At 37.1% G+C, this 24,466-nt stretch carries 28 protein-coding genes and 2 pseudogenes; 9 read left to right on the forward strand and 21 right to left on the reverse strand.

What is annotated here, in order from left to right; all coding sequences use genetic code 11:
- The 4 genes from CVN76_RS04225 to CVN76_RS32300 form a co-directional block, all read right to left on the reverse strand.
- On the reverse strand, positions 1–476 hold a 476-nt coding region (locus CVN76_RS04225), incomplete at its 3' end, for a DMT family transporter (RefSeq protein WP_157805509.1).
- A 656-nt stretch (positions 477–1,132) separates the two neighbouring features.
- Positions 1,133–2,542, reverse strand: coding sequence for a collagen-like protein (locus CVN76_RS32060; RefSeq protein ID WP_100530419.1), 1,410 nt, complete (start codon positions 2,540–2,542; stop codon positions 1,133–1,135).
- Positions 2,543–2,820: 278 nt separating this feature from the next.
- Positions 2,821–3,207: a hypothetical protein gene (locus tag CVN76_RS04235; RefSeq protein WP_100530420.1), complete on the reverse strand. Its 387-nt coding sequence runs from the start codon at positions 3,205–3,207 to the stop codon at positions 2,821–2,823.
- Positions 3,208–3,423: 216 nt separating this feature from the next.
- Positions 3,424–3,594 (reverse strand): sortase B protein-sorting domain-containing protein, encoded by a 171-nt coding sequence (locus tag CVN76_RS32300; protein WP_157805510.1) that lies wholly within the window; start codon positions 3,592–3,594, stop codon positions 3,424–3,426.
- An 860-nt stretch (positions 3,595–4,454) separates the two neighbouring features.
- On the opposite strand from CVN76_RS32300, the pseudogene CVN76_RS04245 reads away from it, so the two are divergent.
- Both CVN76_RS04245 and CVN76_RS04250 read left to right on the forward strand, forming a co-directional pair.
- Positions 4,455–4,619: pseudogene (locus CVN76_RS04245) on the forward strand (type II toxin-antitoxin system HicA family toxin).
- Between the two features lie 29 nt (positions 4,620–4,648).
- Positions 4,649–5,062 carry a type II toxin-antitoxin system HicB family antitoxin gene (locus CVN76_RS04250; protein ID WP_100530422.1) on the forward strand — a complete coding sequence of 138 codons (414 nt, stop codon included), beginning with the start codon at positions 4,649–4,651 and terminating at the stop codon, positions 5,060–5,062.
- Between the two features lie 107 nt (positions 5,063–5,169).
- On the opposite strand, the gene CVN76_RS04255 is transcribed toward CVN76_RS04250, so the two are convergent.
- Positions 5,170–5,400, reverse strand: coding sequence for a DNA-binding protein (locus CVN76_RS04255; RefSeq protein WP_100530423.1), 231 nt, complete (start codon positions 5,398–5,400; stop codon positions 5,170–5,172).
- A 472-nt stretch (positions 5,401–5,872) separates the two neighbouring features.
- Between CVN76_RS04255 and CVN76_RS31655 the strand changes: the two are divergent.
- Together CVN76_RS31655 and CVN76_RS04270 are read left to right on the forward strand one after the other, a co-directional pair.
- Positions 5,873–6,304: pseudogene (locus CVN76_RS31655) on the forward strand (tyrosine-type recombinase/integrase); the annotation flags it as partial.
- Positions 6,305–6,547: 243 nt separating this feature from the next.
- Positions 6,548–6,802, forward strand: coding sequence for a hypothetical protein (locus tag CVN76_RS04270; RefSeq protein ID WP_100530424.1), 255 nt, complete (start codon positions 6,548–6,550; stop codon positions 6,800–6,802).
- 322 nt (positions 6,803–7,124) lie between these two features.
- On the opposite strand, the gene CVN76_RS04275 is transcribed toward CVN76_RS04270, so the two are convergent.
- The 5 genes from CVN76_RS04275 to CVN76_RS04300 form a co-directional block, all read right to left on the reverse strand.
- On the reverse strand, positions 7,125–7,898 hold the full coding sequence (locus CVN76_RS04275; RefSeq protein ID WP_100530425.1) for a S8 family peptidase: 774 nt from the start codon (positions 7,896–7,898) through the stop codon (positions 7,125–7,127).
- 123 nt (positions 7,899–8,021) lie between these two features.
- Entirely contained in the window at positions 8,022–8,534 is a 513-nt protein-coding gene (locus tag CVN76_RS04280; protein WP_100530426.1) for a hypothetical protein, read from the reverse strand.
- On the reverse strand, positions 8,535–8,726 hold the full coding sequence (locus tag CVN76_RS04285) for a hypothetical protein (RefSeq protein WP_100530427.1): 192 nt from the start codon (positions 8,724–8,726) through the stop codon (positions 8,535–8,537).
- Between the two features lie 495 nt (positions 8,727–9,221).
- Positions 9,222–9,554 carry a peptidoglycan-binding domain-containing protein gene (locus CVN76_RS04290; protein WP_157805511.1) on the reverse strand — a complete coding sequence of 111 codons (333 nt, stop codon included), beginning with the start codon at positions 9,552–9,554 and terminating at the stop codon, positions 9,222–9,224.
- A gap of 472 nt (positions 9,555–10,026) precedes the next feature.
- Positions 10,027–10,452 (reverse strand): N-acetylmuramoyl-L-alanine amidase, encoded by a 426-nt coding sequence (locus tag CVN76_RS04300; protein ID WP_232732099.1) that lies wholly within the window; start codon positions 10,450–10,452, stop codon positions 10,027–10,029.
- Between the two features lie 461 nt (positions 10,453–10,913).
- Here CVN76_RS04300 and CVN76_RS04310 point away from each other — a divergent pair, with 461 nt between their 5' ends.
- The gene (locus CVN76_RS04310; RefSeq protein WP_100530430.1) at positions 10,914–11,354 is read left to right on the forward strand and encodes a hypothetical protein; all 441 of its coding nucleotides are present in this window, start codon (positions 10,914–10,916) and stop codon (positions 11,352–11,354) included.
- A gap of 191 nt (positions 11,355–11,545) precedes the next feature.
- Here the strand turns inward: CVN76_RS04310 and CVN76_RS04315 are convergent, their stop codons facing one another.
- The 5 genes from CVN76_RS04315 to CVN76_RS31385 all read right to left on the reverse strand — a co-directional run bounded on the left by CVN76_RS04315 (position 11,546) and on the right by CVN76_RS31385 (position 14,882).
- Positions 11,546–11,953 carry a hypothetical protein gene (locus CVN76_RS04315; RefSeq protein ID WP_198512473.1) on the reverse strand — a complete coding sequence of 136 codons (408 nt, stop codon included), beginning with the start codon at positions 11,951–11,953 and terminating at the stop codon, positions 11,546–11,548.
- A gap of 214 nt (positions 11,954–12,167) precedes the next feature.
- Entirely contained in the window at positions 12,168–12,398 is a 231-nt protein-coding gene (locus CVN76_RS04320) for a DNA-binding protein (protein WP_100530431.1), read from the reverse strand.
- Between the two features lie 533 nt (positions 12,399–12,931).
- The gene (locus CVN76_RS04330) at positions 12,932–13,171 is read right to left on the reverse strand and encodes a helix-turn-helix transcriptional regulator (protein WP_100530432.1); all 240 of its coding nucleotides are present in this window, start codon (positions 13,169–13,171) and stop codon (positions 12,932–12,934) included.
- A gap of 365 nt (positions 13,172–13,536) precedes the next feature.
- A complete protein-coding gene (locus CVN76_RS04335) occupies positions 13,537–13,716 on the reverse strand; it encodes a hypothetical protein (protein WP_100530433.1) in 180 nt (59 codons plus the stop codon).
- A gap of 995 nt (positions 13,717–14,711) precedes the next feature.
- Positions 14,712–14,882, reverse strand: a complete 171-nt coding sequence (locus tag CVN76_RS31385) for a hypothetical protein (RefSeq protein ID WP_198512474.1) — start codon at positions 14,880–14,882, stop codon at positions 14,712–14,714.
- Between the two features lie 159 nt (positions 14,883–15,041).
- Here CVN76_RS31385 and CVN76_RS04345 point away from each other — a divergent pair, with 159 nt between their 5' ends.
- Positions 15,042–15,350 (forward strand): hypothetical protein, encoded by a 309-nt coding sequence (locus CVN76_RS04345; RefSeq protein WP_100530435.1) that lies wholly within the window; start codon positions 15,042–15,044, stop codon positions 15,348–15,350.
- Positions 15,351–15,516: 166 nt separating this feature from the next.
- Here CVN76_RS04345 and CVN76_RS04350 read toward each other — a convergent pair whose 3' ends face one another.
- Positions 15,517–15,756, reverse strand: a complete 240-nt coding sequence (locus CVN76_RS04350) for a hypothetical protein (protein WP_100530436.1) — start codon at positions 15,754–15,756, stop codon at positions 15,517–15,519.
- Between the two features lie 365 nt (positions 15,757–16,121).
- Between CVN76_RS04350 and CVN76_RS04355 the strand changes: the two genes are divergently transcribed.
- Positions 16,122–16,586, forward strand: coding sequence for an ImmA/IrrE family metallo-endopeptidase (locus CVN76_RS04355; RefSeq protein WP_100530437.1), 465 nt, complete (start codon positions 16,122–16,124; stop codon positions 16,584–16,586).
- The gene (locus tag CVN76_RS04360; RefSeq protein ID WP_100530438.1) at positions 16,579–17,736 is read left to right on the forward strand and encodes a site-specific integrase; all 1,158 of its coding nucleotides are present in this window, start codon (positions 16,579–16,581) and stop codon (positions 17,734–17,736) included. Before CVN76_RS04355 ends, CVN76_RS04360 begins: the two co-directional genes overlap by 8 nt.
- A 115-nt stretch (positions 17,737–17,851) precedes the next feature.
- On the opposite strand, the gene glnA is transcribed toward CVN76_RS04360, so the two are convergent.
- The 4 genes from glnA to hflX all read right to left on the reverse strand — a co-directional run bounded on the left by glnA (position 17,852) and on the right by hflX (position 22,338).
- Positions 17,852–19,186: a type I glutamate--ammonia ligase gene (gene glnA, locus CVN76_RS04365; protein ID WP_061142354.1), complete on the reverse strand. Its 1,335-nt coding sequence runs from the start codon at positions 19,184–19,186 to the stop codon at positions 17,852–17,854.
- A gap of 37 nt (positions 19,187–19,223) precedes the next feature.
- A complete protein-coding gene (locus CVN76_RS04370) occupies positions 19,224–19,628 on the reverse strand; it encodes a MerR family transcriptional regulator (protein ID WP_061142355.1) in 405 nt (134 codons plus the stop codon).
- A 187-nt stretch (positions 19,629–19,815) separates the two neighbouring features.
- Positions 19,816–21,084, reverse strand: a complete 1,269-nt coding sequence (locus CVN76_RS04375) for a methionine gamma-lyase family protein (RefSeq protein WP_100530439.1) — start codon at positions 21,082–21,084, stop codon at positions 19,816–19,818.
- A gap of 12 nt (positions 21,085–21,096) precedes the next feature.
- Positions 21,097–22,338, reverse strand: coding sequence for a GTPase HflX (gene hflX / locus CVN76_RS04380; protein ID WP_100530443.1), 1,242 nt, complete (start codon positions 22,336–22,338; stop codon positions 21,097–21,099).
- 178 nt (positions 22,339–22,516) lie between these two features.
- Between hflX and CVN76_RS04385 the strand changes: the two genes are divergently transcribed.
- Positions 22,517–23,125 (forward strand): trimeric intracellular cation channel family protein, encoded by a 609-nt coding sequence (locus CVN76_RS04385; protein ID WP_100530440.1) that lies wholly within the window; start codon positions 22,517–22,519, stop codon positions 23,123–23,125.
- Positions 23,126–23,166: 41 nt separating this feature from the next.
- Here CVN76_RS04385 and spoVK read toward each other — a convergent pair whose 3' ends face one another.
- On the reverse strand, positions 23,167–24,123 hold the full coding sequence (spoVK, locus tag CVN76_RS04390) for a stage V sporulation protein K (protein WP_061142358.1): 957 nt from the start codon (positions 24,121–24,123) through the stop codon (positions 23,167–23,169).
- Positions 24,124–24,466 lie beyond the last annotated feature (343 nt).

Raw genomic sequence — 24,466 nt, forward strand, 5'->3', positions numbered from 1 at the left:
TGACTTTGAGGATTGTACGATATTTGAAAAACACCAAACATGGCTATTGCTATTCCAAGACCCTTTATCCAAGGGATTTTTATTCTATAAAAAAGAAACTCTATTAGCGCCGTTATAGCAGGATAAGATGCTACAATAATAGCAGCATTAGATGCTGTAGTTATTTCAACTCCTATGTTTTCCAAACCAAAGTAAATAGTAGTACCTAAAACCCCACTAACAGACATTAACCCTATATCTTTAATAGGTGGCTTTGTTTTATCTTTTTTACATAAAAGAATTATACCTAAAATAACAGCAGCAATAACAAAACGAGCTGCACCTAGTGTAAGTGGTGTAAAAGAAGTATATGCTATTTTGGTAGCAACAAACGACGTACTCCATAAAAGCACGGCAACTATAGAAGCATATAGATATATACTGCTTCCTTTTTTTGTTTTTGCATTCTGTTGATATTTATCTAAGGTTTTATTCATTCCAGATCTCACCTCCTGAACCTATTTTAGTAACTATATATGTAGTGACTGAAATTAAGGTATAATTTTTACATAATAGCTGTCAAGTGCCTTCTTAAACGACTTTATTTGTAATCTGCCTTAAACCAACCTGCCTCTTTAGTTTATCAAGAAATTCAACATCACATTTACAGAGCTTCAAGAAAAAATAGGTCCTACTCAAAACGAGTAAGGACTTGGTTATGTACGTGTATACCACACTTCTAATCACCTCACAAGTACTTTTTCCTATCTATAGAGTTTGAGGATTCACCTTAGGATTTATTCTTTATAACGAGTAAAATGACATTACGGAATTAGTTAAGGAAAGTTAGACCTGTATGGAAGGATTTGCATTTTACATCGAAACTGAAACGGGAGGATTATACTGGATAAAGGTGAGATAAAAAAAGCAGATGAATCCTGTGAATAAAAAAATTCATGTTAGAATTTTCATATAAATAATCATTAATGTTGTTTTCACACAAAAAAAAGACCACTTTATTTGGGTCTTTTTTTGTGCATCCTGTACAATTAACCCAACCGATAAATTAGTTGCAGAATGGTCTTTTTCACTTCAACTACTAAACTAAAAAATATTTCCTAAATAAATCAGGTTACTCCCCTTTCCTCCCAATCTATTGAAGTCGTGTAATGACAAGGTGTGCTGAAACAGGTCTTGTTCCTCCAGCAAGAGGAGTGATGGTCAGTGCCGGGGAATTGCCAGCAGGATTTCTTACAGTCAGTATTGAATTAATGACTGAAGTTTGAACTAGAGCCACTCCTACTATTTGAGAAGTACCGGTGGCTCGACCGACTACCGTATAGGGTAGATCAATACCATTGAGGGTTAAAATCAGTTGGCCCGGTTCGCTCACACTTACCTGAAAAAAGACCTGATAAATACCAATTGCAGACAAAGTAAATGAATCGACAGTAGCCCGTACAATACCACCCGAGCTAGTAGGACCATTTTGCGGAAAATCTACATCTTGACCTCCTCCAACTGTTGTTGCATTATCACCAGGCATCAACGCATAAAAGTCCGCAAAATCTAGTACTGACCCTGCTGGTCCTGCTGGTCCTGTTGCTCCTGCCGGTCCCGCTGCTCCTGTTGCTCCTGCCGGTCCTGCTGGTCCCGCTGCTCCTGTTGCTCCTGCCGGTCCTGCCGGTCCTGCCGGTCCTGCTGGTCCCGCTGGTCCTGTTGCTCCTGTTGCTCCTGCTGGTCCCGCTGCTCCTGTTGCTCCTGTTGCTCCTGCTGGTCCCGCTGGCCCTATTGCTCCTGTTGCTCCTGCCGGTCCTGCTGGTCCCGCTGCTCCTGTTGCTCCTGTTGCTCCTGCTGGTCCCGCTGCTCCTGTTGCTCCTGCCGGTCCCGCTGGTCCTACTGGTCCTGCTGGTCCCGCTGGTCCCGCTGCTCCTGTTGCTCCTGCCGGTCCTGCTGGTCCCGCTGGTCCTGTTGCTCCTGCCGGTCCTGCTGGTCCCGTTGCTCCTGCTGGTCCCGCTGCTCCTGTCGGTCCTGCTGCTCCTGCCGGTCCTGTTGCTCCTGCCGGTCCTGCTGGTCCCGTTGCTCCTGCTGGTCCCGCTGCTCCTGTCGGTCCTGCTGCTCCTGCCGGTCCTGCTGCTCCTGTCGGTCCCGCTGGTCCTGCCGGTCCTGTTGCTCCTGCTGCTCCTGTCGGTCCTGTTGCTCCTGTCGGTCCTCTTGCTCCTGCCGGTCCTGCTGGTCCTCTTGCTCCTGCCGGTCCTGCCGGTCCTCTTGCTCCTGTTGCTCCTGCCCGTCCTGCTGCTCCTGCTGGTCCCGCTGGTCCCTGTTTCCCCTTTTTTCCTCTTGGTCCCCTACATCCCCTAGGTCCAGAGGGGCCTTCTTTTTCCTTGCATTTACAATGCCTCTTTTCACATCGTAGGCACATTTCTTTAATATTATCGTCACAGGAAGGTTCATAATCTTTTTCGCACTTGCAATGTCTCTTTTCACATTTTAGACAGCGTTTTTTAATTCTGACAACTATTTTTTGCTTCCTAAAATCCCCTTCTTCATAGCCTATCTTCATAACGATATCTCCTTTCTTTTTTACATTTATATTGCACTGAAGTAAAGGGCGGAACGGCTATATGGTAAAATCAAAAGGGGCATATTGGTGGATATTTATAATAAAGTTATTTTTCCAAATCTAAACAACAAAACTTGATGAGCAAAACATGAATACAAAGATCGATGAGCAGAATAATAAGATTGATGTTTAAATTACACAAAAAGAAATCGACAAAGCCGCGACTTCGGTTTTCCGCATACTCTCATCGAAGTTCCTCAAAATATCCCTGATGTCTTTCACATCTTCTTTAATATCATCCATTTGATATTGTTGATGCTTATTTTGTTCAGCTGAGGCTTCGTTCGTGGGAATGATCCATCCCCCATAGTAATTGCAACGCAAATCATCCTCCACCAAACACCTGAGAGGTTAATAGTTATTGCCCCAACAGCCCACTCATCTAAAGTGGCATTGAATACTAGCCAATGGGAAGACTGAACCTCAAACAAATTTAGTTCCCTAAAATTACATATTCCCAATAAAGTCACACCAAGGACATTACTATTTCGAATGGCCATATCATGGTTTTCAAAAGTGGTGGTTCCTTTCTCTGTTTTTGCACATTCACGGCCCTTTCTAACATAAAGTATTTTCTGTCTCTCTCTAAGTGAAAATGTATACATAATAAAAAGCCACCAATAGGCGACTTGGATTTTGGATATGTAATAAACTTACGTATTGAACCTAAAAGACTGATTATCCAGCTTCCTGAACAATATTTTAACGGCCTAACCCATCAGGAGAAACAAAAAGTCGATTTCCTGAACCTTCAGGAAATCGACTTTATAAAAATCTAATTTGTGTTTAACTTACTTTTATATCAGAACGTTAATTTTACTCTAATTAAGTATAAGATAAGTTATAGTAGATATTAATGTAATAGTTACTAATAACAGAATAATAATATTAGATTTAGACCTTTTGGGAGAATTTTTAGCATTTTTTTTGAAATAAAATAGGGTTATTAAAAGTAGCACTATTAATAAAAAAATTTGTGATGTTGAAAACATAACTATTCCTTACCTTGGTTCCACATTAAAAACTAATGCCGAAGTAACTGAAAGTGTGACACCTTTACCTCCTGGATGATGTTTACATATGTACACATATTACAGGTTATAACAAAAAAAATACTTATTACAACATTATAAAAAAATAATAAATTTATATTATTTCAAATCATTTGCCTATTCACGCCTTGAAATAAGTGTAGGTAGCTATTAACTATTAATCACTTATTTTGATTGCCTCTCTTTTCTAAAAAAAAATTAGTCCTTGTGACAACTTTTTATTTATCAAGTTCCTTATTCCACTTTCTGTTCACAAAAAGAAGCATAACGAAGTAAGTCTAAAAAATAAAAAGCATCCGATTTAAAGGATGCTTAACTATTATTCTGTTTAACCCAAAACTAAAATTACCACCTTATAAAAAATCATCAATATAACTATTGTGGATACAAAATTTGAAATTTTATTAGGTAACTTTATTATCCGAGCAAGGGTGAATTTCACAATTAACCCCACTATTAATGGTATAAATAAAATTAAAGCTAGTTCTAACGTCATTATATCCAATGTCTGTTTTAAAGGAAACCAATTTACATTTTCCATAACTCACCTCAAGGATGTATATCGGATTAATTTGGAAAATAGAAAGCATTCTTTTCAAAAACTTTCTCCTTCTTGATAACTAATATTGTCATTAGAAACACCTTCTTTCTCCAAAATAAAAAGCAACCATTGGATGGATGCTCAAATGAAAATACTTATAAAAAACACGTAACTTTTTGAATTAATTTTATTGAACGTATAATTAATACGTATTATTATAAATTTAGAGAAAGGGGGAGAAAATAATATCTTCTAGGGAATTAATAAAAGTAAGAAAGACGGTTAGTACTTACACAGAGTTGTTGGAAGCCATCATCATTTTAAACACCCTACTAATAAAGGAATGATAACAGTTCTCCACCCTAGAAAAGATATGAAACTCGGAACACTAAATTCAATACTCAAGCAGTCAGGGCTCAAGTAATAGCCCTCCTGCAAAGGAGGATTTTATATATGGCTAAGTATTATTTTCCAGCAATTTTTGACCCAGATACAGATGGAAGTGAAGGATATACCGTAACCTTCCCAGACCTTCCAGGCTGTATTACTGAAGGCTCTGACTTATCAGAATCCATTCGTATGGCAAAAGACGTAGTGGAAGGTTTCCTTTACGGTATGGAAGAAGACGATGCAACTATTCCTTCTCCTTCAACGCCGAGTAATATAGATGTGCCCTCAGGCGGATTTGTGGTCATTATTGAAGCCTGGACAGATTATATCCGTGAGGAGATAGAAAACAAAGCAATTAAAAAAACTCTAACCCTTCCTAAATGGCTAAACGATGCAGCTGAAACCGAAGGGATTAATTTCTCACAGTTACTACAGTTTGCTATCAAAGATCGTTTAGGAATAAAGAGAAAAATTTGAACCAGGCATATGCTTGGTTCAAATTTTCCCAAGTGCGTTAGAACCTGATTATTCACTCAACATGCGTAATATCCCCCTTCTTTCTCCATTTGAAAAAGCACCATCGGCTAGGATGATGCTTCTCTCTTTTTATCCATATATTCTTTACGCTTGACGATATCTTCTTTAAAAAACAATCGGTCCCGAGGCAAATCCTTAATTGGAATAATGACTTCTCTTTTGACTAAGTTGTTTAGGTTTTGCCTGGAGCATTGTAAAATATCTAATGCTTCAGTGGTATTGATTATTTCATCCTGTACGAATGCAGTAAGTTCTTCTCTTGAATTAAATGTATACATTACGACCTCCGTTCTCGAATCTTACGAGAAATATCCAGGGATTTATCAATAATCATTACCATCATTAAGATAATTAGTAAGATATCCAATGTGCTCTTTAATAATCCATTATGTACCTTGTCTTGGAAAAATAAGAGATAAGCTAAAATTAACAGTACAAAAAAGCTTTCGTAATCTTTTACCCTTTTCATCATATTGTTTAACAAGTGGCATCCTATAATAATTCTTATTAAGGAAGAGAAGCCGTGAACTTCTCTCCCTTGGCTCAAACTTTGATTGCTTACTTGTCGGTAGCGTCATTTTTGAGCTTTTTTATTTTTGTAAGTATGTCTACGGTTTTTTCAACTATCATCAGCGATGTTAGGATCAAACCCAAGCACGTTTGCTTTTGCCACTTGCTTGTCACCTCTTTCTATATTTTAACTTATTATTCACTCGCGTCAATATGATTCGGAATATTTTATTCCAAAAACTAGATTTTACAGCTAAATCCAAACAAGAACTGTTCGGTGATCCAAAAACATTTAACTCCAAGCGGATTATTTCCATTAGTTAGACACTCACTCAAGTACTCCAACATCACCTACGGCATCAAAACCAACATAAGCTAGCCTTGAATGATTTATATCACCATGATCTAAACCTAGTTCTTGGTAGAGATGATGGCAGCTTCATGCCAAAGTCTACCTTATTTAACGCATTCAGTCGTATCTTAAAAAGAGCTGACTTACCTTCAATTCCCATCCATTCACTCCGTCATACACATGCAGTGCTTCAGCTTGAAGCTGGATCTGATATGAAATATGTTCATGAAAGATTAGGTCATGGCAGCGTTGCTATTACTGATGATGCTTACGCCTATATAAGCAAAAAACCCCTGACACTAGAGGTGCCATGGGTTTAAAGCTATTAATACATGGACATATATTGTTCGCGTTCCCATGGGTGGACTTGAGTGCGGAACATACTTCATAGCATAATCAAGCATCATAAAGTATCACAAATGCTTATTTAACAGCATTTTCAAAAAATGGTTCTGCATGAACTAGAGTAAAACATTATGAAATGGTGGGCAAAATAAACTGACTTATCTTGAGCTACTTGATATAAAATATATGTACTAAACTGAACTAAGAAGAGCAAATCAATGAACATAAATATTAAGGTTTACTTACATGCAAAAGAAATTAATTTCATGCAGAGTGGAAGCTTTCCGGTCTTAGCTTATGACTTCAAAAAAGACCCGGATTGGACCGCTGCAGTTGCCGCGTTTGAATGGATTCAGCATATTAAATATAAATTTGCCGCTAGTAAGGGTTTTCGAATTGATAAGGTGATTTATAACGAGGATATTGATATTACTGGGTTGGTGAATAAGGTTAGACCCATCTTAAATCAATGAACTCCTTCCTCAATGCGAATAATGGCGTTTTTATGGATGCACCATGTGAGTTAGTACAGTCATTATACTTTCCCCGTGGATTCTCTAATTAACATACTTAACAAGTTATGGCTCTCCAAAAGGGCAAAACTAGCCAAAAGAAGCAAATAAAAAAATCAAGAATGCTGATTTAACAGCATTCTTGATTTTAAAGATGGGGGGGCGTCAATAAGTCTAAACTGGACTTTTGAGACAGCCTCTTATTTAAGTGGAGATTGAATTATGTATTGTATGTATGCTGTATCTTAACTCTCCACTGAAAAGGAAGGGAACTAGACTTAGGTTATATCTCTTCAAATACATCCTTATAATTAATTTTTTTATGTTTAATTTGTTTAATGTAGTTTATTATTTCAGCATTTGAAAGATTATTATTATTTTTAAAAACATAATCTTTTAATAAAGCAATGTAACCTGAGACTATAGCAGTTGATTGAGAAGTACCTGAAGATGTGAAAACTTCACCATTCAATCCTAAAGTTTTTATATTTCCTCCAGGAGCATTTATATCTGTTAAATCTGAACCACTTGTCATTTCTAAAACTTTAAAATCTTCACCTATCGCACCAACAGAAACTACTTCTTTCATGTTCGAAGGAAACATTACTTCAACATCAGAATAATCACCTGAAGAGAAGACCACGGTAATATTTTTATTATTAGCTTTTTTAATGACTTCAGCTATTTTTTCGTTATATTTATAACTAGATATACTTAAATTAATAATTAAAGCTTTCTGTTCAATTGCCAATTTAATTGCATCATAAATAATTTCTGAATTAATAGATTCATCTTCCTCTAAAATTTTTATTGATAAAATATCAGCATCGGGACTAATACCAATAATATCGCTTTTAAATCCTTTTAAAATGGAATACATCATTGTACCATGACCGTTGATGTCATAGATATTATCATCAACTAAAGAAAAAGAATTATGTTCATTAAAATTTAAAGAAGATGAAATACCACTATCTATTAATGCAATCTTTTGAGTCTCTCCCGTCGAATACTTATGTAGAGTTGAATAGTCTAAATAAGTACTTTCCCAACTAATATCGCTATTTTATTGAATAGTAGAATCAGAGTTGTTTTAAAAAAAACTACAATCAACCCGGAAATAGAAAGTAGAGTCAAAAGTAAAATTAATATTTTTTTCATAATTAATTCTCCTTTAATTTTATTGACTCGCAGTTGTAAAAACTAAATCATAAGTCACAGTAGCTATAATTCCTCTATTATTTAAACCATTTCTATAATCTACTTTATCAGCTAGATTATAAAGATACACTGCTGTCAATCCATTAGGTACAGATCCAACCCCGCCAAAAACAGCTCCTGCTAAAAAAGCTCCTGCAGCGTTTGCATGAGCTACACTTTTCAAATCTCTACTCCATACCTTTGCTTTTGCTGTGCTTTTATATCTTTTTTTACCCCACCAATAACTTTTATCATAGGTAGATCCGCCTTGAAGATAAAAATTAGAATCACTCTTCTCAATTAGTGATCCATCAGCTAACACCTTCAATTCTCCACTTTCCACTTCTTTATTAAGTAACTTTATTTCAGCTTCAAACATACTTAAAAAATATCCTTTTGTTAAAGGCTGTTCATATACAACTCCTTGTAGCTTGGCTAATTCAGTTAAGTTATCAATATCTTTTTGATCTATTTCTTTCAGCGCATCATCCATTTATGAATTTATTCCATAATCTTCAACTGTAACTTCCTTAGAAATATCATTAATAACGTTGTCAATACTGCTTTCTAACTTGGCTTCATCGACTAATTCATTATTACTAGCTTGTACAGTAAAGGCTCCTGAAAATAGATTTACAGAGAGTACTGCTGATAATACTAAACCTAAACTTGTTTTCTTTTTCAATTTAACTACTCCTTTTTCATGTGTTTGTCCCACCTCCTAGTATTTGTTATAATTAAACTAAAGCAATATCTTATTCCAAAATAGTAATAGAAAGGAAGTTTAGTGTTGAAAAACGAAATTTTTCTAAATTTAGTATTAATTAGCATCGGTACCTTATTTGCATTAAGATATTTATTTAATATTATTAATGATAACGGTTTTATAATTATTATTTTATTAATGTTTATTTCCATATTAATAATCAGAAAAAAGTTGAACATTACTTTTTTTAATAAGTAATTCTATTTTAAAAATTAGTTTTAGGCTATAGAATCAAATACCACTTCCATATGGCTGTCGATGGCTATATTGGTAACATTATGGAACTTTAAAAATGAATGTTTATTGGAACTTAAAGATGCGTTAGTAAAGTCCGCCAATCGGCGGACTTTTTAATGTATGGTTTCGAATTATCATACTTTCGAAATCAAGTATTGATGTTTTGTAAAACTTTTATTATGTTACAAGCAATTCATAGAAAGTATTTTTTCCAGCCTTCTTATCTGCAGTAATCTTTTTGTCTTTCTGGAACTTTGATAATGCGGTTTCTGTTCCTTTTCCAAAGAAGGAATCGAGTACTCCAGGGTTAAATCCTGCCAAATAAAGTGCAGCCTGTAGAATCCATGTAAGATTGCCTTTAGCTCCTTTTTCAATGGTAACAATGGCTGCCTTAGTCTTAGCTCCACACTTTCCATCCACAACAAGCTTCTTATTGAATTGCTTATTTATCTCTGTTTGTAATGCTTTGACTAGGGCTGAGTTAGTGTTAGATCCTGGAATACAGCCCACAATTAGATTACATCCATACGGGCTATTTATAGTTTTTGAATGGAAACGAGCGCAATGCTATCTCCTTAATGGAGTTAAAAAACAATAGTATATGTACAGAAGGAACTAAAAACCCCCTACTCAATACGAGTAAGGGCTATAAGGAGTAGTAACTTGAGAGCATATAGATTATGTGGCCAGAGAATAATGTTTATTCACTTCACACGCAATTTTTTTCCAATCTGTAGAGCTTTAAGATTCACCTTAGGATTTAGTGCATTCATTTTAACCACGGTTGTTCTATACTTTTTTGCGATCAAGTATAAGGTATCCCCTTTTACAATTGTATGAGGGCGCTGGTGTCTGCATTTTTAGGAACTGTTTTCTTTTTCAACTTAAATAATTTCACCAAACCATTCACATGCCCTTGAGCTAACGCTTCAATAAAAGCGTTCTTTTTTAATTGAGAAGCATCAGTTTTATTATCAATAAATCAACACTCAGTCAGCACGCCTGGCATTTTTGCCTCTCTTACAACATGAAAATTAGATTTTTTCTTACCACGGTCCCTTAGATTAATTAGCTTGATAATTTCTGTGTGGATCATATTTTGATAGGTCTTAGCCTTTGCACTTGCTGAAGTATGGATATAATCTTCGTATCCAGTACCTCCACCAGCATTAATGTGGATGGATAAAAAAATATCTGCTCCCCATTTATTAGCCGCCTTGGTACGATCAGATAAGGATAGAAAAGTGTCACTAGTACGACTCATTTTGACCGTGACTTTCTCATACTCTGCTAGAATGTCTCTAATCCTTTTTCCGATTTTTAACGTTATATCTTTTTCTCTTAAACCGTTCCCGACTGCGCCTGGATCTCTACCGCCGTGCCCCCGATCAATAAATATTTTAGTCATTTCAATCTCTCCTTTTCATGCAAAATAAAAAGCCACCGATTGGCAGCTTATTTTGTCGTTCCTTCTCTTTTGGAAACTAACTCATAAAGTCCCGTTCCACTAAGACCAGCAAAAGCTCCTCAATACCAAATCCATATCCGTGAACGGATAAGCGATCGTACCTACCACTAGTCCAATCACCAAGCTAAGTGTAGGAAGGACATTGTTTGGTAAAGTAAAGGTTTGCTTAACGACCTGTATTTATATCAACATCAATACTTGCTTTACCTTTCTCCAATCCTGCTCACTCCTTATCATTCACTCTTAAAAACAAATACTGCTTCATTAATATTTTCTTAAGTATATTCTCCCCTCATAAAAACAGGAAAAAATGCCTATTTTTAAGCAATTATATGTAATATCTTCTAACTTATGATACTATGGTTCTGGTATTAAAAAATTATTCCAGGGGTGTTAAAAAAATGAAAAAATTCATCAAAAAAATGTATATTGTCATGTTGATCTCAGTAATAGGGATTACTGGACTATTTACATTTACATCAAGCGCATCAGCAGCATCAGGTTGTAATGATACTTCTTCAGGTACAGAACTTAATAGAACTTTTAAAGTATGTGGCAAAGATTCAGGTGACAATGTTATTGGAGAAATATACGGATCTGGATTTCAGACTTATGGTAAGACTTATTGGAAAATGGATTTGCAAAGAAATGTAAATGGAAGCTATCAAACAATTGGAACTCGGAATGGATACATAGACTGGGGAAGCAATTCAAGTAGAACATTTACAAATGTATTGAAAAAAAATGCAAAAACTAGAATAAAGGTAACTTATTATTTTAATTCATCTCATTCAGATCCAATACCAAATGGTACTGTTTATTCAGGATACTGGTATAGATAACATTAAATGAATAGCCATCACAAACGTAAAAAAGTACTAACCTCAAAGGTTAGTGCTTTTTCTAAATTATAAAATTAATAGAAGACAGCTAGTTTAGTTCTTTTATTTCATTCTTCTCCACCTTCTATCTCCAAAAGAAAAAGCCATCCCATGATTGAGATGACTCTGTACAAACCTCATATATCCTAAAACTAAATCCTAAGCATTAATCGATATGTATCGTAATTATTTTCATACAACAACTTATTCTCGTCATCAGATAACTTTAAACCATATGCTTTATTTCTCTGTGCATCTTTAATTTGTGTGTCCTTCCAACGATCAAGACAATGTAAATAATATTTCGGTGCATCAGGATGGGAAGAACTATTAAGCTCTACAGATTGAATATCAGGATAACTATAAGTGTATTCTTCATTTGTATTAGGGTTTTTAAGAATAATTAATAATAAAACTCCCGTTTTTGTTTCGATTATTTGGTGATTAAGAATTTCATGTGTAATTAATTCATCTTCACCAGGTACATTGGGAACTAAACTCAATTGAATATGTTTCAACCTATTAAGATCCGATTTTAAGACAACATCAAATTGTTCCATTTTGCATCTCCTCTTTGCTACTTTCTCTAACACAATATACTTCGACGAGTTTAAATAATTATTAATACTTTTATATGCTTAAAAAACTTTTTGCTAGTTTATTTACGATGTTTCTTTAAATCTTTTCTTTAAGATTTGCACTCTAATGAAGGAGACTGCAATTGGAGCACGGAACAATCGTTTATATGGGTCCAAAAGAAAAAAACACCATCGACTAAGATGATGCTTCTCTTTTCTTATCCATATAGTCTTTACGCTTTACGATATCTTCTTTAAGAAAAAGCCTGTCTCTAGGCAAATCCTTTATTGGATTGATGACTTCCCTTTTGACTAAGTTGTTTAGGTTTTGTCTTGAACATTGTAGAATTTCTAATGCTTCAGTGGTGTTGATAATTTCTTTTTGTATAAATTCTCTAAGTTCTTCCCTCGAATTAAATGTAAACATTAAGATTTCCTTCCTTGGTAACGATGATAAAGGGATAGTGATTTATCAATTATCATGAGTAGCATCAAGATAATAAGTAAGATATCCAATGTACTCTTTAATAATCCACCATTTAATTTGTCTTGGAAAAACAAGAGATAAGCTAAAATTAATAATACTAAAAACCCGTCATAATCTTTTGCTCTTTTCATCATATTGTTTAACAAGTGGCATCCTGTTATAATTCTTATTAAGGAAGAGAAGCTGTGAACTTCTCTCCCTCGCTCAAATTTTGATTGCTTACTTCCCGGTAGCGTCATTTTTGAGCTTTTTTATTTTTGTAAGTATGTCTACGATTTTTTCTACTATCATCAGCGATGTTAGAACCAACCCTAGCACGATTGCCGTTTTTGCCACTTGCTTGTCCTTGTCCCCCCTTTCTATATATTAATTATATCATTTTTATTTACTCACGTCAATACAAATTGGGATATTTTATTATATTTTTTGTTTTTTATGAAAAGAAAAAGCACCCAAGTTAATGGATGCTCTGATTATTCTTTTTCGTCATATGGTCTAAAAAGTTTCCGTTTCTCTTCAAGGGAATCTTTGAATTTCATTACATCCTCTTTAAAGAATAACTGTGTATTTCCACTTTCTTTAAATGGTTGTATGTGCCCTCTTTTTAAATGACTGTGCATTGATTGCCTTGTTAATCCCAATAGGTCAAGGACTTCAGGTTTTGTTAATACCTCATCAACAATTAAAGCTTTAATTTCTGGTGTTAATTCCATTGATAAATGCCCCTTGTGTATTCAATTATTGAAAGTTATACTAACTGATAAGAAGAATTCTTCTTATTTGTTTTTTACTTACGCCTCTTTTTTTAAAGAGGTGTTTTTTTATGCCTTTTTATCCACCACCAAATATTTAATAATGCTGGAGATAACTACGAGCACGAATATAACAACAAAGGAATATGACAAGAAAGGGTTTCTGTTAAAATCCAACCAATAAATTATTACAAACAGCATTAAAACAATGATTGACCAATCGAAATACCTTAGGAATTTTTCCATGATTTAATGAAAGAATGGCTAATTTTATTTGTGAAGAAAAGGAAGTGAGGTTATCACCCCCTTTTCTTCTTATTTGTTTTTTACTTACGCTTCTTTTTTTCTGTCTCTGTTTTTGTTTTTCTTTTTCTTTTTTCTTTTTTCTTTTTCTCACTTCTGTCTTTGATGTCTAGAACGTTCTTAGTTATTGTCGTAATGCCTGCAACTGCAATTATTATTGTTGGTGTATCTTTGATGTCTATCTTTCCTAGCCATTCTTTCATTATTTCCACCTCCTTTCTATATATTAATTATAACATACCTATTTACATAAGTAAATAGGTTATATAGAACAAAGAGGATATATTGTAAATTTTTATTTATTCTAAATTAAGCATAATGGAAAAAACAAATAAAAAATTATATAATTTAATGGATACCTAACAATTAGTACTTAGCCCAAAATCCAAATTATCATCTTATAAAAAATAAGCAGAAAAACTATTGTAGATACAAAATTTGAAATATTATTAGGTAATTTAATTATTCTAGCAAGTGAAAACTTCACGATTAACCCCACTATTAATGGTATAAATAAAATTAAAGCTAGTTCTAACGTCATTACATCCAATGTTTGTTTTAAAGGAAACCAATTTACATTTTCCATAACTCACCTCAACGATGTATATCGGATTATTACGGAAAATTAAAAGCACCCAATTGAATGAGTGCTTTTATGTACCATATCGTGCATGTCCTCGATATGGTCTTAAAAATATTTATACCGAGTAAATATCATTTGCTAGGTTTTCTTTATATATTTTCTTTAGAATTTCTGCTCTAATGAAGGGAAAAATTTCAGAGTACTGCGATTCAAGTACGGAACAATCGTTTGTATGTTTTCAGGCATAAAAAAAACACCCAATTGAAATGAGTGTTTTCTAACTTTTATTTAGTTGCCAACTGTACCTGGATCAAAGCTCAATGGACTTCCGCCTAAACCACCTGGATCTAAATGTTTACTGCTAACTACTCCTCGATCTAACATATCAGTAAATAAATGGCTTAGTTGCTTCAGCAATTACTTCGAATGACTTGATTGTTCTTTCCATTTGTTCTAACCTCCATTTCACCTATATAGGTTAATGCTTTTTTATCACCGCAAATGGCGCAAAAGACACGTTTTCCTTTTAAGAATCGATTAAGGTATGTCGTGTAGCCACACCCTTTCTCACATTGCCAGGCGTGACTTACTTCCACTTTTGTTTCAACTCCTCTATTAGTCCAAATCACTATCATCAAAACCAGTCCAATATTCCTCACCCATATTGTCTGATACACGAATTTCAGTGCCGGTTGGATATTCCTTTGCATCCACAATTGTTAATTTAAGAGTAACTGATCCAGTTTGACCTATAAGATCAGTTCTAGTTTTAGCCTCCATTTCCAAATAACCACCTCCTTATAATTTTTGATTTCTTACATAAGCACGATAAATTTTCATGTAACGGTCCACCTCATTCATAGCTAACCATTCCTTGGATCTGATTTTCACCACTCCCACCTCCTAAATTTGGTATAATATCCCTATGAAGGGGGGATAAATTAAATGAATCTTTCTATTTACATAAAGCTTTGGATTGCCTCTACTTTTGGTAAAGTTAAGATAAACCCGAATTACAAACACTTGGAATTTTTGAAAGATAGTCGCTACATCATACCTAAATTAGACGTTAAAGCTTCACCTTCTCCCGAACCTGGTCCATACCTTAAAGATTGGTATGATATAACTAGCAGAGGCAAAGAGTCTATGTGGGGAAAAGCTGAACTTATACATACCAAGTGGCTTTCATGGATTGCTATTGGTATTAGTCTTTTATCATTAGCCTTTAGCATCTACACGCATTTAACGAAATGAAGCAACATAAAAACGAATGTGCCTAATGCGAAAAGCAATGCACCCAGAGACAAATATACATTCCTATTAGTTGCTTTTATTCGTCGGTCTAACTCTTCCTCTGAAATCCAAATTCCAGAGGTTTTATTTTTCTCACTCACTCTTTTCAACTCCCTTTAATTTCTGATTAATAAACTATTGTGAAATCATCTAGAAAATTATTAAACGCATTAAAGAACTTCGTAAACTTATCTGGAGAGTAGTCATTACTAGAAAACGTCAATTTCATAGTAAGTTGACTCTCTCCTTTTCCAGTCTGGTTTCTTATATCAAATACAGTTGGATTGTTAATTTGATAATCCCTAATTGATACATAGATATAAGGTTCTTCTGGAATAATCGGTATGTGATACTCTTCATTCGCCATCTATCTCACCTCCCTTCAATCGTCCAGCTGTCAATGAGTTGCCGCACATACACCCGCCTAAAAACAGGAGTAAAACTAAGAAACCGTAAACCATGAATATGCCCCAATTGGTTAGCCTCCTTTGTTAAGATGACCTATAATCTATCCAATCTAACAAGAACTCTTTAGTCTCCCTAGCTGGGAAATACCACTTCCCTCCTACCGAAGAGGATCCTTCTATAGAAATCAAAAAAAATAGCAAAGCCATTGAAACTATAGCTGCTCACTTGGATGGCAAAGAAGTTACAGAAGAAAAAATGAAGGATGTTTTAAAGTATATTGATTATATCTTCCAAGATGATAACAAATAAGAGGAGTGCTTCCTGATGCATTACCATAAACTACTTTTGGAATATCCAGCCATTCCAGTGAAGGAAATAGAACTTCAATATGGATTTAAAGGGCTATACAGAAACGGACATATCATAATTGATAAACTACAAACAAATGTGCAAAAGGGATGCGTTCTTGCAGAGGAATTAGGTCACCATTTTAAAACTGTAGGAAATATCATTGATCAAACCAAGCTAAATAACGTAAGACAAGAAAAAATAGCTAGACGTTGGGCTTACAACAAACTTATACCTTTATCCTGCTTTGTCAGAGCTTACGAATACGGGTGTACAAATCGATATGAAGTTTCTGAATTTTTAAATGTTACTGAGGGATTTCTGCAGGAGGCTTTAGACAGATATATAGAAAAGTACGGAGACTTTGTTTATCATGAAAATTTCATCATACTACTTAATCCACTCAATATTTTTGAAAAGAGGGAGAGAAGATATGGCTAAATATTATAAATACAAAAAAAAAGGCCAAAACAAAGATTTTTGGGAATATCGAATTTACTATCAGGATCCAATAACAAGAAAGACTAAAGAAAAATCTAAAAAAGGATTTGAAAGTAAAAAAGAGGCCCAACTAGCCGCTGAAGAAATGGAAGGAATGATTCGTGAAGGGTTTGAAATAACACCTGAATCATTAAAGACGTATTTGAATGCCTGGTTAATCGAATATAAACGGGGTACAGTAGCTAAAAATACATTTGAAATACACAAGCGTAACGTTGAAAATCATATCATTCCATACTTCATGAACATATTACTTAAAAATATAAAGCCGATAATGTATCAAAAATTCATTAATGAGCTAACAGAAAAGAAATATAGTAAAAGAACAATAGAAATTATACACGGTACAATGTACAACGCATTAGAAAAGGCCGTGGTATTAGGGAAAATCAAAACTAATCCCTGCTCTGGAGTTACAATTAAAGGTGAACATAAAATCAGCGAACTAAAATTTATCGAGTCGGAACACATCTCTAGCTTTTTAAAAGCAGCCCATGAGTATGGTTATATTTATTGGATATTTTTTAAAGTACTTATTGAAACTGGTTTACGTAAAGGTGAAGCAGCTGCCTTACAATGGACAGACATTGACCTTAAAGAAAAAAGAATTATTATTAATAAATCCCTTGATTTTCAAGAAGCAAGTAAGGATCAAAGTAAAATATTTGGTGATGTTAAAACGTATCATTCAAAACGTGTAATTACAATTAGTCAGTCCCTTGCAAATGATTTACTTTTTCATAAGAAGTATCAAAACCAAAACAAATTAGCATTGCAAGAAGATTACTACTATGACCTAAATTTAATACTATGCAGAAATGATGGAAACTACATGCCGAAATCAAGCCTTTTCAATTCATTTACTCGTATCTTAAAAAAAGCTGAGCTTCCCCCCTTACCTATTCACTCTACTCGTCATACGCATGCAGTATTACAATTAGAGGCTGGCGCAAGTATGAAATACATCCAAGAGCGTTTAGGACATGGCAGTATGCAAATCACGGCAAATGTATACTCTCATATTAGTAAAAAAATTGAACATGACACAATGGTTAAATTCGAGGAGTATATGAAAAATGTCCTTGAATAATTTTTTTGAATTTTTCTCGGGCATTTATCGGGCAGTTGATAACTTCATCAATTTTTATGGAAGAATGCCCGAAACAAAAACCCCCTGACACCAGAGGTGCCAAGGGTTTGAATGATTAATACATGGACATATATTGTTCGCGTTCCCATGGGTGAACTTGCGTGCGGAACATATCCCATTCGATTTCTTTTGCTTCGATGAAGTGTTCAAGCAAGTGTTCGCCTAACGCATCTTTGATGACTGGATCGGCTTTCAATGTTTCCAATGCAGCATATAAAGTGGCTGGCAGGTCAACGATACCTACTTCTTCACGTTCTTCTTTGTTCATGACATAGATATTGCGGTCAACTGGAGCTGGCGGAGTCAGGTCGTTCTTGATTCCGTCAAGACCAGCTTTTAGCAGGACGGCAAGTGCCAAGTATGGGTTTGCTGCAGGATCGACACTACGTACCTCAACGCGAGTGCTCACTCCGCGTGAAGCCGGGATACGGATTAACGGGCTGCGGTTTTTAGCGGACCATGCAACATAGCAAGGCGCTTCGTAGCCAGGTACTAGACGTTTGTATGAGTTAACAGTTGGGTTCGTTACCGCTGTGAAGCTTGGAGCATGCTTGATGATCCCTGCGATAAATTGCTCAGCTGTTTTGCTTAGTTCCAATTTGCCTGATTTATCATAGAATGCGTTTTCGTTGCCTTTGAATAGGGAAACGTTACAGTGCATTCCAGATCCATTAACACCGAATAATGGTTTTGGCATGAATGTTGCGTGCAAGCCGTGTTTGCGGGCAATCGTTTTAACAACCAGTTTAAATGTTTGGATGTTATCACAAGCTGAAATGGCATCGGCATATTTAAAATCGATTTCATGTTGTCCTGGAGCTACTTCATGGTGGGATGCTTCGATTTCAAATCCCATTTCTTCAAGCTCAAGCACGATATCACGACGGCAGTTTTCCCCTAAGTCCGTAGGTGCAAGGTCAAAGTATCCGCCTTTATCATTCAACTCTAGAGTAGGCTCTCCGTTTGCGTCCAGTTTGAATAAGAAGAATTCCGGTTCCGGCCCTAAGTTGAAATCCGTGAAGCCCATTTCCCTTGCTTCCGCAAGAACACGTTTTAAGTTAGCACGCGGGTCCCCATCGAAAGGTGTTCCATCGGTATTGTAAATGTCGCAAATCAAGCGTGCCACTTTACCTTTTTCGGAAGTCCAAGGGAAGATGACCCATGTATTTAAATCAGGATATAGATACATATCAGACTCTTCGATACGTACGAAGCCTTCAATGGAAGATCCGTCAAACATCATTTTATTATCAAGTGCTTTTTCCAATTGACTGACTGGGATTTCAACATTTTTGATTGTCCCTAAAATGTCAGTAAACTGTAAACGAATGTACTTAACATTTTCTTCTTTCGCTAAACGAGTGATGTCTTCACGTGTGAACTTTGCCAATTTTTATTCCCCCTAATAATCATTCATATTCATATTTTTATTGAAAAAAACGGGACATATCACCTTGCCGAAGAGATGTTCGGTGCTTGCTTCCTTGTAAAAGCTCGGCACGCAGAAGCTTGCGAAGCTCCTCGTCACTAAGGTCATGTCTTATTTTTTCCGCTTGTTCTAAATCTTGTGTCTTGGGTAAATTCTGTTCCTTTACAGTGAAAATCTTTTTGATGCCGGCCAGATTGACTCCTTGTTCGATTAAATCCTTAATCTCAAGCAGTCGATCGATGTCATTCAAGGAAAAAACCCGACGATTTCCATCTGTTCTCATAGGAGTAATTAATTGATGCTCTTCGTAATACCGAATTTGGCGTGCAGACAACTCAGTTAGCTGCATGACGATTCCGATGGAAAAAAGAGGCATCGAACGCCGAATGTTGTTGCCGCTCATTCTTAGCATCCTCCTTCAGCTTATCTTAATCTTATCTTATATTATGTTATTAAACTTGTCAAGATGATGTTACATTTCATGACATGTTTTAAACAAAAAGTGACTTTCCAAAACTAAACAAATATTATGACTATTGCATTTTGCAGGAATCCAATCACTTGGATTCCTGTTAAGCTCATATCTCTATTTATAATTGGATCAGTTTTTTGTCCATCAGCGCATTCACTGCAGTCAATACAGCGATTTTCACATGGGCATACGTCAATCCGCCCTGGACATAGGCAACATATGGAGCCCTTGTCGGCCCATCCGCGGTAAGCTCGATGCTGGCCCCTTGGATGAAGGTCCCAGCAGCCATGATGACATCGTCTTCATAGCCCGGCATATAGGCAGGATATGGCGTCACATGGGAATTGATCGGTGAGGCATATTGGATTGCCTGACAAAAGGCGACCATCTTATCACGATCATCGAATTGGACTGATTGAATCAAGTCGGTGCGCTTTGCATCCCATTTCGGAGAAGTGTTCATCCCGATTTTCCCCAACAATGCAGATGTGAAAATGGCCCCTTTAACAGCTTGTCCAACGACATGCGGCGCAAGGAAGAACCCTTGGTACATCTCCTGCAGGCTATAAAGCGATGCACCTGCTTCGGCTCCTATTCCCGGAGAGGTCAATCGATAGGAGCAAGCTTCAACCAAATCTTTTTTACCTACAATGTAACCACCGGTCTTCACTATCCCGCCACCTGGGTTCTTGATCAGTGACCCTGCCATCAAATCCGCTCCGACATGACATGGTTCCTGCGTTTCCACAAATTCACCGTAGCAATTGTCAACGAATACAACGATTTCCGGATTGATCTCTTTTACGAACGAAATCATTTCCTTGATTTCAGCAATCGTAAAGGATGGGCGTGTCGCATATCCCTTCGAACGTTGAATGCCGATCATCTTCGTATGCGGTTGAATGGCTTGTTTGACAGCCTCGAAATCAACGCTTCCAGATTGCGCCAACGGAACAGAGTTGTAGCTTATTTGAAAATCCCTCAATGAACCGATACCGGTCCCCCTAATTCCGACAATTTCTTCCAACGTGTCATAAGGCTTTCCGGTTATGTATAATAACTCATCGCCTGGGCGCAGGATGCCGAAAAGGGCAGTGGAAATGGCATGTGTGCCAGAAATGATTTGAGAACGCACCAATCCTGCTTCCGCCCCAAACACTTCGGCATAAATCAATTCCAACGTATCGCGCCCTATATCATCGTAGCCATAACCCGTCGTAGGGATGAAATGGGAATCACTCACTTTATGTGCTTGGTAACTTTGCAATACACGAAATTGATTTTCTTCAATTCGTTCGTCCACTTGCTTATGTAATGGAGAAATCATTGCTTCCACTTCTTTGGCAATGTTTTGCAATACTTCTCCGTTCGTTAACTGCTGATACATCAAAATTCCCCTTTATAACGAATATTTCTCTAGCTGCCCTGTCAATGGATGATCAGCTAGACAAAAACCTTTGCATTCATATCTTTCCGAGTCTTCATTAAAGGAGAGAGTGCGCAAGATGGTTTCATTTTTCAGCTGTGATAATAGTTTACCCTCACTCGAAGGGAGAAAAACATAATAAGGAACCATTTCCTCAATCACGTACTTTTCAATTTCTTCCATGATTTGATTCAAATCCGATTGTTCATAGGCACTGACCAATAATGAAGGGTGGCTGGACGTTCTTACAAAATCGGCGTGGGTCCTGTCTTTCTTATTATACAATGTTAGCTGTGGAATGGAAGGGACTTCTAAGTCATTTAGCAAATCCTGCACCGTTTTCTGATGGTTAAAATAATCTGAACTTGAGGAATCGACCACATGCAGCAATAAATCCGCTTCTTTCAATTCTTCCAGCGTCGAGCGGAATGCTGCGATTAGGGAGGTCGGCAAATCCTGGATAAAACCGACCGTATCCGTCAAGAGCACGGTGAAGCCGCTTGGCAGGATCGCCTTTCTCGTCATGGGATCAAGAGTCGCGAACAGCTGGTTTTCCTCGAAGGAATCCGCCTCCGTCAGACGGTTGAACAATGTCGATTTGCCCGCATTCGTATAACCGACAAGGGCGATTTGAAAAGCCTTGTTCCTTTTTCTTCTGTCGCGATAGCGTTCACGATGCTTCACTATTCCACTTAATTGTTGCTTGATTTCATCAATTTTCCCGCGGATATGGCGACGATCGCTTTCCAGTTTCGTTTCTCCCGGGCCCCTCGTGCCAATTCCGCCTCCAAGCCTGGACAATGCCGTCCCCTGTCCAACCAAACGCGGTAATAGGTATTGGAGCTGAGCCAATTCCACTTGAAGCTTCCCTTCCCTGGAACGTGCGCGTTGCGCAAATATATCGAGGATAAGCTGTGTCCGGTCAATGATTCTTGCTTCTAGCTGTTTGGAAAGGTTTCGGATCTGACTCGGGGATAATTCATCGTTGAAGATGAATAAATCAGGCTCCAGCTCTTCTTCAAGGTTCCGAAGCTCCTCCACTTTTCCTTTTCCTATATATGTAGCCGGATCGATGCTTGCCCTTTTTTGGGTGACGGTCATCAGCACCTCGCCATTCGCGGTCTTCGCCAACGAGGCCAATTCATCAAGTGAATATTCGAAACGTTCATTTTCCTCCGTTGTCTGACACCCTATCAACACGGCCTTTTCCTTCATCTTTTCTTCCAAAAACGCCACCACCTATATTAAGATTTCAGTTTATCATAACAAAAAAAATGAACAGATAAAACTTTACGGAAAACAAAGCTTTACCCGTTTTAAAAATTCCGATAACATGCTAAAATCAAATTTGACTTTACCATCAAAATAGAAAAGACATAGAGGGAACATGCAAATGACATGGGAAGTATTAAGTTTCATAGGTACGATTGCTTTTGCCATTAGCGGCACCATCATCGCCATGGAAGAAGAGTATGATATTTTAGGAGTGTACATTTTAGGAATCATAACCGCGTTTGGCGGAGGTGCGATCAGGAACCTGCTGATAGGCGTCCCCGTTTCAACCTTATGGGACCAAAGCTTCTATTTCATCATCGCTTTAATATCCATTACCATCGTTTTTGTTTTTCCTACCATCCTATCGAAACACTGGGACAGATGGGGGAACTTCAGTGATGCCATTGGACTTTCAGCCTTCGCCATCCAAGGGGCGATGTATGCGGTAGAATTAAACCATCCAATTAGCGCGATCATTGTATCAGCGGCATTAACCGGATGCGGCGGCGGAATTGTCCGTGATGTGTTGGCCGGCCGGAAACCATTGGTCTTCAGAAAAGAAATTTATGTAGTGTGGGCCATCATTGCAGGCATGGCATTAGGAAGCGGTGTTTTGTCCCAGGCATGGCAGCTATATACGCTCTTTGCGATCATTACCATTTTACGCGTCCTATCCTACACCTACAATTGGCACCTTCCCAATAAAAAATGGGTGCCAAAAACATAAATTTGAAAAGCCCGCCATTTCCGCGGGCTTTTCTATGTGATTCATTCTTTCTCATCATCTTCAAAAATCAAGTCTTGGCCGGTAAGGGTCAGTAAATCCGTTCTTTCGAAGGAGTCCTCCAGCAAAAGCCGCATCGCCTGTGCCCTGATCGACTTTTCAATCACGTTGCGTATATAGCGGCCGTTAGAAAATGAAATAGAGCTGCGATATGATCGCAAGATGATCAAGTGTTCCTTTAATTTCCTTTCAGCCTCGCGATTCATGATATATTCACGCTCCTGCAGCATCCGGTCGGCTATTTCCATCAATTGATCAATCGTATAATCCGGAAAATCAACTACGAGCGGAAACCGGGAATGAAGGCCGGGGTTAAGGCTGAGGAAATAATCCATTTCCCGTGAATACCCGGCAAGGATCAAAATGAATTCATGCTGGCGATCCTCCATATGTTTGACAAGGGTATCAATGGCCTCTTTTCCAAAGTCCTTTTCGCCGCCCCTTCCCAAGGAATATGCCTCATCGATGAATAAGATCCCGCCAATGGCTTTCTTTATTAAATCCCTCGTTTTTTGGGCAGTATGACCGATATACTCTCCAACTAAATCCGCCCTTTCCGCTTCGATTAAATGCCCTTTTGAGAGTACATTCATTTTTTGAAACAACTTCCCGATTAAACGCGCAACCGTTGTTTTTCCCGTTCCGGGATTTCCTTTGAACATCATATGCAATGCTTGACGGCCAGTCTTCATTCCTTTAGCCTCGCGCTGTTTGTTGATGTAGATCCACGCATATATTTCTTTGATCATCCGTTTCATTTCTTCCATTCCGACCAGCGATTTCAGCTCCTCTTCGATTTCCCTCAGGGCTGCATGCTGGTGAGGTATTTCCTGTACCAAAATTTCTTTTATCGGCAGATCCTTTTGTAGCGTTTTTCTATTTTCCGCATTAAACACGATATTGATTTGCCCGTTATTTTTCATACGGATCGGTTGTTCCAATGCATTCACCTCTCCATCTTGGACCCTTGACTCCACGATTGCATTCTTTTTCCGATTTATGATGGGAATGCTTATGTAACATAAGCCGAAACTTTCCCCCGTCGGGAAATTCCCTTATTTCTTTTCGTGAATTCAGAAAATGCCAGGGTAAAATGCCAGCTTTCCTTTTCAACGGTGCATGATCACGACTGAATTCTTCCATTGAAACTATATTCCGACAAACTTCCTTCCAATTCGCCCGTTTAAACGGGGAATTGTCAATTCCTGCGGTTTCCCGGAAAATAATCGTCCCTAGATATATATTCAAAACACGTACGTAACATTATCGATTATTTGAAAAAAC

It is taken from the genome of Bacillus sp. mrc49, from assembly GCF_002803435.1.

What these genes read in the sequence shown, in the direction of transcription:
- CVN76_RS04255 (WP_100530423.1), bottom strand. Translation starts at nt 5,400, where the DNA reads ATGTATACATTTAATTCAAGAGAAGAACTTACTGCATTCGTACAGGAT.
- CVN76_RS04315 (WP_198512473.1), bottom strand. Translation starts at nt 11,953, where the DNA reads ATGGAACAATTTGATGTTGTCTTAAAATCGGATCTTAATAGGTTGAAA.
- CVN76_RS04360 (WP_100530438.1), top strand. Translation starts at nt 16,579, where the DNA reads ATGGCTAAATATTATAAATACAAAAAAAAAGGCCAAAACAAAGATTTT.
- CVN76_RS04235 (WP_100530420.1), bottom strand. Translation starts at nt 3,207, where the DNA reads ATGTATACATTTTCACTTAGAGAGAGACAGAAAATACTTTATGTTAGA.
- CVN76_RS04370 (WP_061142355.1), bottom strand. Translation starts at nt 19,628, where the DNA reads ATGAGCGGCAACAACATTCGGCGTTCGATGCCTCTTTTTTCCATCGGA.
- CVN76_RS04310 (WP_100530430.1), top strand. Translation starts at nt 10,914, where the DNA reads ATGAAAAAATTCATCAAAAAAATGTATATTGTCATGTTGATCTCAGTA.
- CVN76_RS04330 (WP_100530432.1), bottom strand. Translation starts at nt 13,171, where the DNA reads ATGGAATTAACACCAGAAATTAAAGCTTTAATTGTTGATGAGGTATTA.
- CVN76_RS04300 (WP_232732099.1), bottom strand. Translation starts at nt 10,452, where the DNA reads ATGACTAAAATATTTATTGATCGGGGGCACGGCGGTAGAGATCCAGGC.
- CVN76_RS32060 (WP_100530419.1), bottom strand. Translation starts at nt 2,542, where the DNA reads ATGAAGATAGGCTATGAAGAAGGGGATTTTAGGAAGCAAAAAATAGTT.
- CVN76_RS04270 (WP_100530424.1), top strand. Translation starts at nt 6,548, where the DNA reads ATGAACATAAATATTAAGGTTTACTTACATGCAAAAGAAATTAATTTC.
- CVN76_RS04350 (WP_100530436.1), bottom strand. Translation starts at nt 15,756, where the DNA reads ATGGCGAATGAAGAGTATCACATACCGATTATTCCAGAAGAACCTTAT.
- CVN76_RS04335 (WP_100530433.1), bottom strand. Translation starts at nt 13,716, where the DNA reads ATGAAAGAATGGCTAGGAAAGATAGACATCAAAGATACACCAACAATA.
- CVN76_RS04355 (WP_100530437.1), top strand. Translation starts at nt 16,122, where the DNA reads ATGCATTACCATAAACTACTTTTGGAATATCCAGCCATTCCAGTGAAG.
- hflX (WP_100530443.1), bottom strand. Translation starts at nt 22,338, where the DNA reads ATGAAGGAAAAGGCCGTGTTGATAGGGTGTCAGACAACGGAGGAAAAT.
- CVN76_RS04345 (WP_100530435.1), top strand. Translation starts at nt 15,042, where the DNA reads ATGAATCTTTCTATTTACATAAAGCTTTGGATTGCCTCTACTTTTGGT.
- CVN76_RS04385 (WP_100530440.1), top strand. Translation starts at nt 22,517, where the DNA reads ATGACATGGGAAGTATTAAGTTTCATAGGTACGATTGCTTTTGCCATT.
- CVN76_RS04250 (WP_100530422.1), top strand. Translation starts at nt 4,649, where the DNA reads ATGGCTAAGTATTATTTTCCAGCAATTTTTGACCCAGATACAGATGGA.
- CVN76_RS04375 (WP_100530439.1), bottom strand. Translation starts at nt 21,084, where the DNA reads ATGTATCAGCAGTTAACGAACGGAGAAGTATTGCAAAACATTGCCAAA.
- CVN76_RS32300 (WP_157805510.1), bottom strand. Translation starts at nt 3,594, where the DNA reads ATGTTTTCAACATCACAAATTTTTTTATTAATAGTGCTACTTTTAATA.
- CVN76_RS04320 (WP_100530431.1), bottom strand. Translation starts at nt 12,398, where the DNA reads ATGTTTACATTTAATTCGAGGGAAGAACTTAGAGAATTTATACAAAAA.
- CVN76_RS04280 (WP_100530426.1), bottom strand. Translation starts at nt 8,534, where the DNA reads ATGGATGATGCGCTGAAAGAAATAGATCAAAAAGATATTGATAACTTA.